This window comes from Pseudonocardia sp. OZ21 (genome assembly GCF_059359135.1).
Map to the genome: position 1 here is coordinate 1 of NZ_JCADBN010000028.1, position 13,315 is coordinate 13,315.

Here is a 13,315-nt window from a genome sequence, read left to right on the forward strand (position 1 = left end):
CAAACTGGCATAAAACCAATTCATGATAAAGCTCGACACACTGTTGAGTTCTCAAAAGACACCCGCACACCATCCACCACCGCAAGGTGATGCTCCGGGGCTGTGTTCTCGTCTGTATCGCTACCGGTCAGTGCCGGAGCAACTTTTCTACAGTACGTGGTCCTGACCGTGGAGTCAAGCTCCACCAGGCCCACATCCAGAAGCCTACACCTTGCGGTGCGGGGCCTTCCGGGGCGGCCGCCTGTCCGGGGGCTGACTCTGGGCCGGAGGATCTCCGTCCCGGTCTGTCGTGCTGCCCGCCGTGGCGACGAGGAGAAAGTTACACAGGCCCTCGGACCATAGTCAAATCGGGGGTCCCTTTTCGGGATTCCTGCTGGTCAGACCCCTTTTTCGGCCGAGTCAGGCCGAGACCACCCTGGCGCCCGCGAGGTTGCGCTTCCCTCGCCTCAGCACGAGCCAGCGCCCGGGCAGGAGGTCCGGCTCCCCCGGGATCCACTGCTCGTCGGGCACCTTCACGTTGTTCACGTAGGCGCCGCCCTCGCCGACGGTGCGCCGGGCGGCACCGCGGCTCTCCGCGAGTCCGGTGGCCACGAGCAGGTCGACGACGGTCGGCCGCTCGTCGAGGCGGACGGTGGTCGTGGGGACCTCGGCGAGCGCGGCATCCAGCGTGCTGGCGTCCAGATCGTGCAGGTCACCGCGCCCGAAGAGCGCTCCGGACGCCGCGACGACCTGCTCGGTGTGCCGCCGGCCGTGGACGAGCGTGGTCAGCTCCTCGGCCAGCCTGCGCTGTCCGGCGCGCAGATGGGGCCGTTCGGCGACCGACTTCTCCAGCTCCTCGATCTCCTCCTGCGAGAGGAACGTGAAGAGCCGCAGGTACCGGCCGACGTCGGCGTCCGAGACGTTGAGGAAGTACTGGTACCAGGCGTACGGCGAGGTCAGCTCCGGATCGAGCCAGAGGCTCCCGCCCCCGGTGGACTTGCCGAACTTGCGTCCCTCGCTGTCGGTGACCAGCGGCGTGGTGAGGGCGTGGACGCCGACGCCCTCCACCCGCCGGATGAGCTCGACGCCACCGACGATGTTGCCCCACTGGTCGGAGCCGCCGATCTGCAGCCGGCAGCCGTGACGCCGGTACAGGTGCAGGTAGTCCTGGCTCTGCAGCAGCAGGTAGCTGAACTCGGTGTACGACATGCCGTCGGTGGCGAGCCTGCGCTTCACCGTCTCGCGGCTGAGCATGACGTTGATCGAGAAGTGCTTGCCGACGTCGCGGAGGAACTCGAGGGTGGTCTGCGGGCCGGTCCAGTCCAGGTTGTCGGCGATCAGCGCGCCGGTGGGTGAGTCGTCGAACTCGACGAACCGCTCGAGCTGCCCGCGGATGCGCTCGGCCCAGTTGGTGACCGTTTCGGCGCTGTTCATGGACCGCTCGCCGACGTCTCGGGGGTCGCCGATCATTCCCGTGGCGCCCCCGGCGAGCACGATCGGCCGCGCTCCCGCCTGCTGGAACCGCCGCAGCGCCAGCAGGGGGACGAGGTTGCCGGCGTGCAGGCTGGGAGCTGTGGGATCGAAGCCCGAGTAGAGCGTGAGCACTCCCTCGGCGAGCTCGCGCCGCAGCGCGTCCCGGTCGGTGCTCTGCGCGATCAGGCCGCGCCACTCCAGCTCGTCGAGGATGTCGGTACCCACGACACCGATCCTCCCCCACACCGGCCAGGGGTTTTCAGCCGCCCAGGCGGGCGGCGAACTCGCCGGGCAGGTCGTCGAGCAGCGTCGGCAGGCTCAGCACGCTGCTGAACGACAGTGCGGCCCCCTGCTCCTCGGTGAGATCCACCACGCGACCCTCCCGGCCGACCCGCAGGGCCGGGTAGCCGGGCTGCTGCTGGAGACCGGAGTTGGAGGTCCCTGGGATGGCGATCCATCCCACGAGGTCGTTCTCGTCGAGCAGCCCGAGTTGCTCGGTGCTGATCTCGGCGTAGAAGCTCTGCCCGGCCAGCTGGTCGAAGCGCTCGGGCACGGTGAACCCCAGCGAGCCCAGGAAGCGCCCACGGTTGTCCTGGGAGTTCCAGACGAAGTAGCTGCCCGTACCGGTGGAGCTCACCGCGGCCAGTGCGGCCCGCTTGCCGGCGAACTGCGGGTACTGCGCGCGCACGGCCGCGAACCTCGCGTCCAGGTCGGTGACCATCTGCCCGGCCTGCGCGGACCGTCCGACCGCCGTGCCGATCAGCCGCGTGGCGTCCTGCCACGGAGCCTGGTACGCGGGGAAGCCGACGGGCTGCGTGATCGTCGGGGCGATCCGGGAGAACGTGGCGTACTGCTCCGCGTCGAGCCCGGCCGACACGGCCACGATCAGGTCCGGCCGCAGGGCGGCGATCGTCTCGGGGTCGATCTCGGTGCCGAGCACCTGGGGCTGCTGACCCTGCAGGCGGTCGGCCGCCCACGGCCAGGTCGCGGAGGGCTTGTTGCCGGTGAACTCCCGGATCGCGACCGGGACGACCCCGAGTGCGAGGAGTGCGTCCTGGTCGGTGTAGCCCAGCGAGACGACGCGGCGCGGCTCGGCGGGCACCACCGTGGAACCGAGGGTGTGCTCGATGGTCACCGGGAACGCCGCGTTCCCCGGCGCCGACGGTGCCGGTTCGCCGGCCGGAGACCCACCGCCGGCGCAGGCGGTGAGCAGGACGGCGGCGGCGAGGAGGGGCGCGAACGCGCGCCTTGCCCGGAGATGCGAGACGATCACGAGCGCAGGTTAGGCTAACCTATCGAAGTCGGTCAAAGGCGCCCCACCGGCGCGTTCCGGCCCGGCCGGTACTGGCTCACCGCGGCCGACCCGTGCACCCAGAACCGCCACGGCAGGTCGTGCGCCGCCGCCACCCCGACCCGAGGGCCGGAGCGCACCAGCGCCGGGTCGATCGGCGGCGCGGCCAGCAGCCGCACCGGCGACCCGGGATCGGTGACGTCCACCCCGTTGTGGTCCCGGCCGAGCCCGAGCAGCGACGCGAGCCGCGCCGGGCCCCGCGCGAGGTCGGCCGAACGCCGCGCGGTCGGCCGTCGGGCGTGGGCGACCGCGAGGTCGGACTCGACCTCGCCGGCACGCAGCAGCACCGCACCCGCCTCCCCGTCCTCGAGGCAGCTGATGTTGGCGCAGAAGTGCATCCCGTAGACGAAGTAGACGTACAGGTGCCCGGCAGGCCCGAACATCACGCCGTTGCGCGCCGTCCGCCCACGGAAGCTGTGCGAGGCGGGGTCGTCGGCGCCGCGGTAGGCCTCCACCTCGACGAGCCGCACGGCCACCGTGCCCTCGGGGGTGTCGGCCTCGACCGTGCACCCGAGCAGCCGGACGGCCGCGACGAGGACGTCCCCGGCCAGCTCATCGCGGTCCAGCAGCGGTGCCGGACCGTCCTCGTCCGCTGACCGCCGTTCCGTGCTCACACTCGGCTCAGCGGGCGGCCAGCGCGAGGCGGACGCAGTCGGTGACCCCGTACATGACGCGCTCCACCTCGGCCAGCTCCGGGAACGTCGGTGCGAGCCGGATCGTGCGGTCCTCCGGGTCGGTGCCGTAAGGGTGGGTCGCGCCCGCCGGGGTCAGCGCGATCCCGGCCTCCCCCGCGAGCCGGACGATCTCCGTGGCCGTGCCGTCCGGCACGATCAGCGTGACGAAGTACCCGCCGGCCGGCCGCGACCAGTGCACGCCGGACACCGACCCGAGGCGCTCGGCGAGGATCCGGTCGACGGCGGCGAACTTCGGGGCGATCAGCTCACGGTGGCGGCGCATGTGCTCGCGCAGGCCGTCGGCGTCCCGCAGGAACATCACGTGACGCAGGTGGTTGGTCTTGTCCGGCCCGATCGTGCGCTTCGCGGTGAGGGCGAGCCACCACTGCACGTTGGCCGGGGACGCGCCGAGGAACGCCACGCCCGCACCGGCGAGCGTGATCTTCGAGGTGGAACCGAAGACGAACGGGCGGTCGGGGTGCCCCGCGTCCGCGGCGAGCGCCAGCACGTCGGCGATCTCCACCTCGTGCTCGGTGAGGTGGTGCACCGCGTACGCGTTGTCCCAGAAGATCCGGAAGTCCGGCGCCGCTGCCGGCATCGACGCGAGCCTGCGCGTCGTGTGCTCGGAGTAGACGGCGCCGTCGGGGTTGGAGTACTTGGGCACGCACCAGATGCCCTTGACCGACGGGTCGACGGCCACGATCTCCTCGACCACGTCCATGTCGGGGCCGTCCGCGGTCATCGGCACCTGCACCAGCTCGATACCGAGTCGCTCGCAGACTGCGAAGTGCCGGTCGTAGCCGGGGGTCGGGGCGAGGAACCGCACCCGCTCCTCGTCCACCCAGCGACGGTCGGCGCCCGGGAGCGGGCTGAGCAGTGCGTGCACGAGCGTGTCGTGCATGAGCTCCAGGCTCGAGTTGCCGAACGCGATCAGCTGCTCGACCGGCACCCCCAGAAACGGCGAGAACAGCGCACGCAGCTCCGGGAGCCCCTGCAAGCCCTGGTAGTTGCGGGTGTCGGTGCCGTCGGCCGCCCGGAAGTGCTCGCCGGGCAGGCTCAGCATGGGGGTGGCCAGGTCGAGCTGGGCACTCGACGGTTTGCCGCGGGTGAGGTCGAGCGAGAGGCCGCGGGCGCGCAGCTCGTCGTAGGCGGCACGGGCCGCGTCGAGATCGAGCTGCGTTCCCACGTCGGCGGTGGACGAGGTCATGCGGGTCCTCTTCCGGTGGAGGCTGGCGTGAGCACGGCGCGGGCGGCGGCTGTGGCGGCGCGCAGCGCGTCGAGCTGTTCGGCGACGCGCTCCCCCGCCGTCCCACCACGGGCGTTCCGCGAGGCTATCGACCCCGCGACGGTGAGCACCTCCCGGACCGCTGGCGTGAGCTCCGGGTGCACGGCGGCCAGCTCCGCGTCGGTGAGGTCGGCGAGCCCGACGCCACGGGTCTCCGCGACCCGGACGCAGCCACCGGCGGCCTCGTGCGCAGTGCGGAACGGGACACCGGCCCGCACCAGCCACTCGGCGACGTCGGTGGCGAGGGTGAACCCGGCCGGGGCGAGCTCGGCGAGCCGGTCGGTGTGGAAGGTCAGGGTGGCGACCATCCCGGCCACCGCGGGGAGCAACAGCTCCAGCTGCTCGACCGAGTCGAACAGCGGCTCCTTGTCCTCCTGCAGGTCGCGGTTGTACGCCAGCGGCATCGCCTTGAGCGTGGCCAGCAGCCCGGTCAGGTTGCCGATCAGCCGCCCGGCCTTGCCCCGGGCCAGCTCCGCGACGTCGGGGTTCTTCTTCTGCGGCATGATCGAGCTGCCGGTGGAGAAGGCGTCGTCGAGGGTGACGTAGGAGAACTCCGCGGTGGCCCAGATGATCACCTCCTCGGCGATCCGGGAGAGGTCCACCGCGATCATCGCCAGCACGAACGCGGCCTCGGCCGCGAAGTCGCGCGACGCCGTGCCGTCGATGGAGTTGGCGCTCGAGGAGTCGAAGCCCAGCTCCGCGGCCACGGCCTCGGGGTCGAGCCCGAGCGACGACCCCGCCAGCGCGCCCGAGCCGTACGGCGACACCGCGGCGCGCCGGTCCCAGTCGTGCAGCCGGTCGACGTCGCGCAGCAGGGCGTGGGCGTGGGCGGCGAGATGGTGGGCGAGCAGGACGGGCTGCGCGTGCTGCAGGTGCGTGCGCCCGGGCATCGGGGCGTCCGGGTGCGCAGCGGCCTGGGCCACCAGCGCGTCGACGACGTCCAGCACGCCCGCGCCGACCCGGCGGGCGCCGTCGCGCAGCCACATCCGGAACAGCGTGGCCACCTGGTCGTTGCGCGAGCGCCCGGCGCGCAGCTTGCCGCCCAGTTCGGGACCGGCCCGTTCGATGAGCCCCCGCTCCAGCGCCGAGTGCACGTCCTCGTCGTCGGGCGCGGGTCCGAACGCGCCCGACTCCACGTCGGCCTCGAGCTTGGCCAGCGCGTCGAGCATGCCGGCGAGCTCGCCGTCGGTGAGCAGGCCCGCGCGGGCGAGCACGCGGGCGTGCGCCATCGAGCCGCGCAGATCGTACGGAGCCAGCCGCCAGTCGAAGTGCGTGGACTTCGACAACGCCGCCAGCGCATCGGCCGGCCCGGAGGCGAACCGGCCACCCCACAGCTGGGAGCCGGACATCAGTCGGTACCCGCTTCCAGAGCGGCGGCGTCGAGGGACGTTCCGGAGTCGTGCTCACCGGTCTCCTCGGCCGCCGCGATCCGGTCGAAGCCGCCCGCGGGCAGCTCGCCGAAGAGGGTGCCGTGCTCGACGAGCACCGTGCCCTGCTCCTGCGGCTGCGCGGCGTAGGCCTCCAGCTTGGCGCGGGAGTCGGCGATGTCGAGGTTGCGCATGGTGAGCTGGCCGATCCGGTCAGTGGGCCCGAAGGCGGCGTTCTCGACCCGCTCCATGGAGAGCCGGTCGGGGTGGTAGGAGAAGCCGGGCCCCTGAGTGTCCAGGATCGTGTAGTCGTCGCCGCGGCGCAGGCGCAGCGTGACGGTGCCGGTCACGAGCGAGGAGACCCAGCGCTGGATCGACTCGCGCACCATCAGCGCCTGCGGGTCCAGCCAGCGCCCCTCGTAGAGCAGCCGGCCCAGCTTGCGGCCCTCGTTGTGGTAGTTGGCGACCGTGTCCTCGTTGTGGATCGCGTTGAGCAGCCGTTCGTATGCGGCGAACAGCAGCGCCATCCCGGGCGCCTCGTAGATGCCGCGCGACTTCGCCTCGATGATCCTGTTCTCGATCTGGTCGGACATGCCCAGGCCGTGGCGTCCGCCGATCGCATTGGCCTCGAGGACGAGGGCGACCTTGTCGGCGAACCGCTTGCCGTTGATCGCCACCGGATGCCCGGCCTCGAAGGTGATCGCGACGTCCTCGGTCTCGATCCGGGTCGCCGCATCCCAGAACTTGACCCCCATGATCGGCTCGATGGTCTCCAGGGACACGTCGAGCTGCTCGAGGGTCTTGGCCTCGTGGGTCGCACCCCAGATGTTGGCGTCGGTGGAGTACGCCTTCTCGGCAGCGTCCCGGTAGGGCAGCCCGTGGGCGGTGAGCCACCTGCTCATCTCGTGGCGTCCGCCCAGCTCCTGGACGAAGTCGGCGTCGAGCCACGGCTTGTAGATGCGCAGCTCGGGGTTGGCCAGCAGGCCGTAGCGGTAGAACCGCTCGATGTCGTTGCCCTTGAACGTCGAGCCGTCGCCCCAGATGTTGACGTCGTCGGCCTGCATCGCCCGTACCAGCAACGTCCCGGTGACGGCGCGGCCCAGCGGGGTGGTGTTGAAGTACGTCCGGCCCCCGGACCGGATGTGGAAGGCGCCGCACGCCAGCGCCGCCAGGCCCTCCTCGACCAGCTGCGGCCTGATGTCGAGCACGCGGGCGATCTCGGCCCCGTACTGCTTCGCGCGTGCGGGCACGCCGGACATGTCCAGCTCGTCGTACTGGCCGAGGTCGGCGGTGTAGGTGCACGGGATCCCGCCCTTGTCGCGCATCCAGGCGACCGCCACGGAGGTGTCGAGGCCTCCGGAGAAGGCGATGCCGATCCGCTCGCCCTTGGGGAGGGAGGTCAGGACCTTGCTCACGAGATGGTTGCTCCTTGGTCAGAGTTCGCGCAGGCGCGCGACGAGTTGGGCGCCGGTGAGGGGTTCGCGGGCCACCACGAGGAGGGTGTCGTCGCCGGCGATGGTGCCGACGACGTCGTGCAGTGCGGCGCGGTCCAGGGCACTGGCCAGATAGTGCGCTCCCCCCGGCGGGGTGCGCAGGACGGCCAGGTTCCCACTCGCGTCCGCGGACACCAGCAGGTCCCCCAGCAGCCGGGCCAGGCGTGCGGTGCCGCCCTCGATGCCGCGCACCGGGCTCCCGTCGTCCGGGATCACGTAGACCGGAGTGCCCCCGTCGGCGCCGCGCAGCTTGACCGCGCCCAGCTCGTCGAGGTCACGCGACAGCGTGGCCTGCGTGGTGCCGATGCCGTCGGCCTCCAGCAGCGCGAGCAGCTCGGACTGGCTGTGCACCGACCCCTGCGTGATGAGCTCGACGATGCGGGCCTGCCGCGCGGCCCGGGAGCGCCCGGGCGCCGACGGACCGGCCAGCGCCGCGCCGCGGTCGTCGCCCACGGCGGTCATGACTGCTGCACCAGCCAGGTCAGCAGCGCCTTCTGGGCGTGCAGCCGGTTCTCCGCCTCGTCCCACACCGCGCTCGCGGGACCGTCGATGACCTCGCCGGTGATCTCGTCGCCACGGTGGGCCGGCAGGCAGTGCAGCACGATCGCCTCCGGTGCGGCCCGCTCCAGCAGCGCGGCGTTGATCTGCAGCGGCCGGAACGGAGCGGTGCGGTCCACGCCGTCGCCCTCCTGGCCCATGGAGACCCAGGTGTCGGTGACCACCACGTCGGCCCCGTCGACGGCGGCGTGCGGGTCGGCCACCAGTTCGACGCCGCCACCGGTCTCCGCACCGCGGTTCTTCGCGTCCCGCAGCACGCCGGCGTCGGGCTGGAAGCCCTCGGGCGCGCAGACCCGGACGTGCAGCCCGGCGGTGGCCCCACCGAGCAGCAACGAGTGGGCCATGTTGTTGGCGCCGTCGCCCAGGTAGGTGAGGGTGAGCCCGGCGAGCCGGCCGAAGCGCTCCCGGATCGTCTGCAGGTCGGCGAGCACCTGGCAGGGGTGGAACTGGTCGGTGAGCGCGTTGACCACCGGCACGGTCGAGGCGGCCGCCATCTCCTCGATCCGTGACTGGTCGCCGGTGCGCCACACGATCGCGTCGACGTAGCGGGAGAGCATCCGCGCGGTGTCGCCGATCGTCTCGCCGCGCCCCATCTGGCTGGACCGGGCGTCGACGATCAGCGGATGTCCGCCCAGCTGCGCGATCCCGGCCTCGAACGACAGGCGGGTGCGGGTGGAGGGCTTGTCGAACAGCACGGCGACCGGGCGCGGACCGGCGAGCGGCCGGTGCCCGTACCGGTCGGCCTTCATCGTGTCGGCGAGGTCCAGCACCGCCCGCTGCTCGTCGGGGGTGAGGTCGTCGTCGCGCAGCAGGTGCCTAGTCATCGGCCGCGTCCAGGAACGACGGGAGCGCGGCGAGGAACTCGCCGGCCTGCTCCTCGCTGAGGACGAGCGGCGGCACCAGCCGGACCCGGTCCGGCACCGCGTTGTTGACGAGGAACCCGCCCTCGCGAGCCGCGGCGGCCACCCCGGCCGAGACGGGCTTCGTGAGACCGATGCCGATCAGCAGCCCGGCGCCGCTGACCTCGCGGACCAGCGGATGGCCCAGCGACTCGATGGTCGTGGCGATCTCCTTGCCGACCAGGTTCACGTGTTCGAGCAGGCCCTCGTCGGCGATGGTGCGCAGCACGGCGAGCGCCGCCGCGGCGCAGACCGGGTTGCCGCCGAAGGTGGTGCCGTGCTGCCCGGGCTCGAGCAGCGCACCGGCCGCTCCGATGCTGATGCACGCGCCGATCGGGAGGCCGCCGCCGAGGCCCTTCGCCAGCGTCACGACGTCGGGGACGACGCCGTCGCGCTGGTGGGCGAACCACACGCCGGTGCGGCCGATGCCGGTCTGCACCTCGTCCAGGACGAGGAGAGCCCCGCGGGCCGCGGTGATCTCCCGGGCCGCCGCGAGGTACCCCGCAGGCGGGTTCACCGCTCCGGCCTCGCCCAGGATCGGCTCCAGGAACACCGCGGCGGTGTCCGGGCCGACGGCGGCGTCGAGAGCGGCGACGTCGCCGTAGGGGACGTGCGAGACGCCCGGGGTCATCGGCTCGAACGGGGTGCGCTTGGGCTCCTGGCCGGTGAGCGCGAGCGCGCCCATCGTGCGGCCGTGGAAGGCGTTCTCGGCCGCGATGATGTGCGGCCGGCCCGTGCGGCGCGCCATCTTGAACGCCACCTCGTTGGCCTCGGCGCCGGAGTTGCAGAACAACACCCGGGCCTGCGGCTGGTCGAGCAGCTCCAGCAGCTTCTCGGCCAGGTCGAGCGGCGGCTGCGTGATGTAGAGGTTGCTCGTGTGCCCGAGCGTGGAGATCTGCCGAGTCACGGCCTCGACGACGGCCGGGTGCGCATGCCCCAGCGCGTTGACGGCGATGCCGCCGACGAGGTCGAGGTAGCGGCGGCCGTCGGCGTCCCACACCTCGGCGCCGTTGCCGCGTACGAGCGCGAGCGGCGGCGTGCCGTAGTTGTCCATCATCGCGGTCTGCCACCGGGTGGTCAGATCACGCGGCTCACTCGGTGCGCTCATGACGGCACCACCATCGTTCCTACTCCCTCACTGGTGAACACCTCGAGCAGCACCGAGTGCGGCACCCGCCCGTCGATCACGTGGGCCTGCGGCACCCCACCGCGCACCGCGCGCAGGCAGGCCTCCATCTTCGGCGCCATCCCGCTCTCCAGCGCCGGCAGCATCGGCTCCAGCTCGTCGGCCGTGAGCGAGCTGATCACCGACTCCGGATCCGGGTAGTTCGCGTACAGCCCCTCGACGTCGGTGAGCACCACGAGCTTCGCGGCACCCAGCGCCGCAGCGAGCGCGGCGGCTGCGCTGTCGGCGTTGATGTTGTACACGGTGCCGTTCTCGTCGGGTGCGACGCCCGCCACCACCGGGATCCGACCCGCGCGGACGATGTCGAGCACCGCGTCCGGGTTGACCTCGACGACGTCGCCGACCAGGCCGATGTCGACCGGCTCCCCGCCGACCAGCGCCGTGCGCTTCTCGGCGGTGAAGAGCCCCGCGTCCTCCCCCGACAGGCCGACGGCGTACGGGCCGTGCTGGTTGACCAGCCCGACGAGCTCGCGCCCGACCTGTCCGACCAGCACCATCCGGACGATGTCGATCGTCTCCGGGGTGGTGACGCGCAAGCCGCCACGGAACTCCCCCGGCAGGCCGAGACGGGTGAGCATCGCGGTGATCTGCGGGCCGCCGCCGTGCACGACGACCGGCCGGATCCCGGCGAGCCGCAGGAATACCATGTCCTGGGCGAACGCCTGCTTGAGCTCCTCGTCGACCATCGCGTTGCCGCCGTACTTCACCACCACGACCTGGCCGTGGAAGCGCTGCAGCCACGGCAGCGCCTCGGCCAGCACCCCGGCCTTCTCCCCCGCGCGCTTGAGCCGCGACGCGGTGGAGCCCGTGTCGCCGGTACCGGGATCGGTGACCGTCTCAGGAGGGGTAGGCACTGTTCTCCTCCACGTAGGCGTGCGAGAGATCGGTGGTGAGGATCTCCGCGGTGCCCTCGCCGAGGCCGAGCTCGACCGCGACGAGGATGTCCGGTTCGGTCAGGTCGGCGTCGGTGCGCCCGCCTGCCGCCACACCGCCGCGGCACAGCAGCGAGCCGTTGATCGTGATGTCGAGCCGGTCGGGGTCGACGTCGGCGTCCGAGTAGCCGACGGCGGCGGCGATCCGGCCCCAGTTGGCGTCCGAGCCGAAGAGCGCCGTCTTGACCAGGCTGTCGCGGGCCACCGTCCGGGCGATCGTCACGGCGTCGTCCTCGTCGGCCGCGCCCGTGACCCGCACCGTGATCCGCTTGGTGACGCCCTCGGCGTCGGCCTGCATCTGCCGCGCCAGGTCGAGGCACACCTGCGTGAGCGCCTCGGTGAAGGCCTCGGGTTCCGGGGTGACGCCCGACGCGCCCGAGGCGAGCAGCAGCACGGTGTCGTTGGTGGACATCGACCCGTCGATGTCCAGGCGGTCGAAGCTGACACGCACGGCTGCCCGCAGCGCGGGTTCGAGCGCGGCCTGGTCGAGCACCGCGTCCGTGGTCAGCACGGTCAGCATCGTGGCCATCGAGGGCGCGATCATCCCCGCGCCCTTCGTGGTGCCGCCGATGCTCCAGCCCGCTCCGTCGACGTGGACGCTCTGCTTGGCGACGGTGTCGGTGGTCATGATCGCGGTGGCGGCGGCGAGCCCGGCCGCCGCGGTGTCGTCGAGCCCCGCCACGGCCTTCTCGACGCCGGCGAGCACCAGGTCCCGGGGCAGCTGCCGCCCGATCAGCCCCGTGGAGCCCACGGCCACCTCGATCGCTCCGCAACCCAGCAGCTCGGCGGCCTTCTCGGCCGTGGCGTGGGCGGCCTGGAAGCCCTCCGGGCCGGTGCAGGCGTTGGCGCCACCGGAGTTGAGCACCACTGCGCGCAGCCGTCCGCCGGTGAGCACCTGCTGGGACCACAGCACCGGCGCAGCCTTGACCTTGTTGCGCGTGAACAGGCCTGCGGCCCCGAACTCCGGCCCGTCGTTCACCACGAGCGCGAGGTCGGACGCTCCGCTGGACTTGAGCCCGGCGGCGACCCCCGCCGCCCGGAACCCCTTCGGGGCGACGACACCACCACTCACGGAGCCACCCCCGTCAGCGGCAGGCCCATGGTCTCCGGCAGCCCGAGTGCCAGGTTCATGCACTGCACGGCGGCGCCTGCCGTGCCCTTGGTGAGGTTGTCGATCGCGGCGACGACGACCAGCCGCTGCGCGTCGGCGTCGACGGTCACCTGCAGCTGCGCGGTGTTGGCGCCGAGCGTGGCCGCCGTGGTGGGCCAGGTGCCCTCGGGGAGCAGGAACACGAACGGCTCGTCGGCGTAGGCCTTCTCGTAGGTCTCCCGGGCCCCGGCGCCGTCCCCGGTCAGGGGGGCGGAGCAGGTGGCCAGGATGCCGCGCGGCAGCGGCGCCAGCACCGGCGTGAAGCTCACGGTGACGGGCTCGCCGGCCGCGGCGGAGAGGTTCTGCACCATCTCGGGCGTGTGCCGGTGCACCCCGCCCACCCCGTACGCCGAGAGCGACCCCATCACCTCGGCACCCAGCAGGTGCGGCTTGAGTGACTTCCCGGCGCCGGACGTCCCGCTCACCGCGGTGACGACCACGTCGGACGTGACGAGCCCGGCTGCGAGCGCCGGGAAGAGCGCAAGGCTGGCCGCCGTCGGGTAGCAGCCGGGGACGGCGACCCTGCGGGTGCCGCGCAGCGCGTCGCGCGCGCCGGGCAGCTCGGGCAGCCCGTAGGGCCAGCTCCCGGCGTGCTCGCCGCCGTACCAGCGCTCCCACGCCGCCGCGTCGGTGAGCCGGTGGTCGGCACCGCAGTCGATCACGACGGTGTCGTCACCGAGCTGCGCGGCCAGCTCCGCCGATCGCCCGTGCGGCAGCGCGAGGAAGACGACGTCGTGCCCGGCGAGGGTCTCCGGCGTGGTCTCCTCCAGGACTCGCTCGGCCAGCGGCAGCAGGTGCGGCTGGTGCGCGCCCAGCGGCGTGCCCGCGCTCCCTCCTGCCGTCAGGGCACCGATCTCCACCTCGGGGTGCGCGAGGAGAAGCCGCAGCAGCTCGCCTCCCGCGTACCCGCTCGCACCCGCAACCGCTATCCGTATCACCTGCATGACTATGCACGACAGCGCAAGTCG

The 13,315-nt window shown here is 72.4% G+C and carries 12 protein-coding genes; all 12 read right to left on the minus strand.

Annotated features, from left to right (window positions below; all coding sequences use genetic code 11):
- Nucleotides 1-399: 399 nt before the first annotated feature.
- The 12 genes from tyrS to argC are packed head-to-tail and all read right to left on the minus strand — an operon-like array spanning nt 400 to nt 13,291.
- Entirely contained in the window at nt 400-1,677 is a 1,278-nt protein-coding gene (gene tyrS / locus AC5L35_RS35565; protein WP_495064155.1) for a tyrosine--tRNA ligase, read from the minus strand.
- A 34-nt stretch (nt 1,678-1,711) separates the two neighbouring features.
- Nucleotides 1,712-2,725, minus strand: a complete 1,014-nt coding sequence (locus AC5L35_RS35570; RefSeq protein ID WP_495064156.1) for an iron-siderophore ABC transporter substrate-binding protein — start codon at nt 2,723-2,725, stop codon at nt 1,712-1,714.
- Nucleotides 2,726-2,757: 32 nt separating this feature from the next.
- Nucleotides 2,758-3,417 carry a DNA-3-methyladenine glycosylase gene (locus tag AC5L35_RS35575; RefSeq protein WP_495064157.1) on the minus strand — a complete coding sequence of 220 codons (660 nt, stop codon included), beginning with the start codon at nt 3,415-3,417 and terminating at the stop codon, nt 2,758-2,760.
- Nucleotides 3,418-3,424: 7 nt separating this feature from the next.
- The gene (locus AC5L35_RS35580; protein ID WP_495064158.1) at nt 3,425-4,684 is read right to left on the minus strand and encodes an aspartate aminotransferase type Ic; all 1,260 of its coding nucleotides are present in this window, start codon (nt 4,682-4,684) and stop codon (nt 3,425-3,427) included.
- Nucleotides 4,681-6,111, minus strand: a complete 1,431-nt coding sequence (gene argH / locus AC5L35_RS35585) for an argininosuccinate lyase (protein ID WP_495064159.1) — start codon at nt 6,109-6,111, stop codon at nt 4,681-4,683. Before argH ends, AC5L35_RS35580 begins: the two co-directional genes overlap by 4 nt.
- The gene (gene argG, locus AC5L35_RS35590) at nt 6,111-7,544 is read right to left on the minus strand and encodes an argininosuccinate synthase (RefSeq protein WP_495064160.1); all 1,434 of its coding nucleotides are present in this window, start codon (nt 7,542-7,544) and stop codon (nt 6,111-6,113) included. The genes argH and argG overlap by 1 nt, the downstream gene beginning before the upstream one ends.
- 18 nt (nt 7,545-7,562) lie before the next feature.
- On the minus strand, nt 7,563-8,084 hold the full coding sequence (locus tag AC5L35_RS35595) for an arginine repressor (RefSeq protein ID WP_495064161.1): 522 nt from the start codon (nt 8,082-8,084) through the stop codon (nt 7,563-7,565).
- Complete coding sequence (argF, locus tag AC5L35_RS35600) at nt 8,081-9,004, minus strand: ornithine carbamoyltransferase (RefSeq protein WP_495064162.1); 924 nt, start codon at nt 9,002-9,004, stop codon at nt 8,081-8,083. The genes AC5L35_RS35595 and argF overlap by 4 nt, the downstream gene beginning before the upstream one ends.
- On the minus strand, nt 8,997-10,187 hold the full coding sequence (locus AC5L35_RS35605; protein WP_495064163.1) for an acetylornithine transaminase: 1,191 nt from the start codon (nt 10,185-10,187) through the stop codon (nt 8,997-8,999). The genes argF and AC5L35_RS35605 overlap by 8 nt, the downstream gene beginning before the upstream one ends.
- A complete protein-coding gene (argB, locus tag AC5L35_RS35610; RefSeq protein ID WP_495064164.1) occupies nt 10,184-11,119 on the minus strand; it encodes an acetylglutamate kinase in 936 nt (311 codons plus the stop codon). The genes AC5L35_RS35605 and argB overlap by 4 nt, the downstream gene beginning before the upstream one ends.
- Nucleotides 11,103-12,269: a bifunctional glutamate N-acetyltransferase/amino-acid acetyltransferase ArgJ gene (gene argJ / locus AC5L35_RS35615; protein WP_495064165.1), complete on the minus strand. Its 1,167-nt coding sequence runs from the start codon at nt 12,267-12,269 to the stop codon at nt 11,103-11,105. The genes argB and argJ overlap by 17 nt, the downstream gene beginning before the upstream one ends.
- On the minus strand, nt 12,266-13,291 hold the full coding sequence (argC, locus tag AC5L35_RS35620; RefSeq protein ID WP_495064166.1) for an N-acetyl-gamma-glutamyl-phosphate reductase: 1,026 nt from the start codon (nt 13,289-13,291) through the stop codon (nt 12,266-12,268). The genes argJ and argC overlap by 4 nt, the downstream gene beginning before the upstream one ends.
- Nucleotides 13,292-13,315: the final 24 nt, after the last annotated feature.

What these genes read in the sequence shown, in the direction of transcription:
- argH (WP_495064159.1), bottom strand. Translation starts at nt 6,111, where the DNA reads ATGTCCGGCTCCCAGCTGTGGGGTGGCCGGTTCGCCTCCGGGCCGGCC.
- AC5L35_RS35580 (WP_495064158.1), bottom strand. Translation starts at nt 4,684, where the DNA reads ATGACCTCGTCCACCGCCGACGTGGGAACGCAGCTCGATCTCGACGCG.
- argC (WP_495064166.1), bottom strand. Translation starts at nt 13,291, where the DNA reads ATGCAGGTGATACGGATAGCGGTTGCGGGTGCGAGCGGGTACGCGGGA.
- AC5L35_RS35605 (WP_495064163.1), bottom strand. Translation starts at nt 10,187, where the DNA reads ATGAGCGCACCGAGTGAGCCGCGTGATCTGACCACCCGGTGGCAGACC.
- AC5L35_RS35595 (WP_495064161.1), bottom strand. Translation starts at nt 8,084, where the DNA reads ATGACCGCCGTGGGCGACGACCGCGGCGCGGCGCTGGCCGGTCCGTCG.
- argF (WP_495064162.1), bottom strand. Translation starts at nt 9,004, where the DNA reads ATGACTAGGCACCTGCTGCGCGACGACGACCTCACCCCCGACGAGCAG.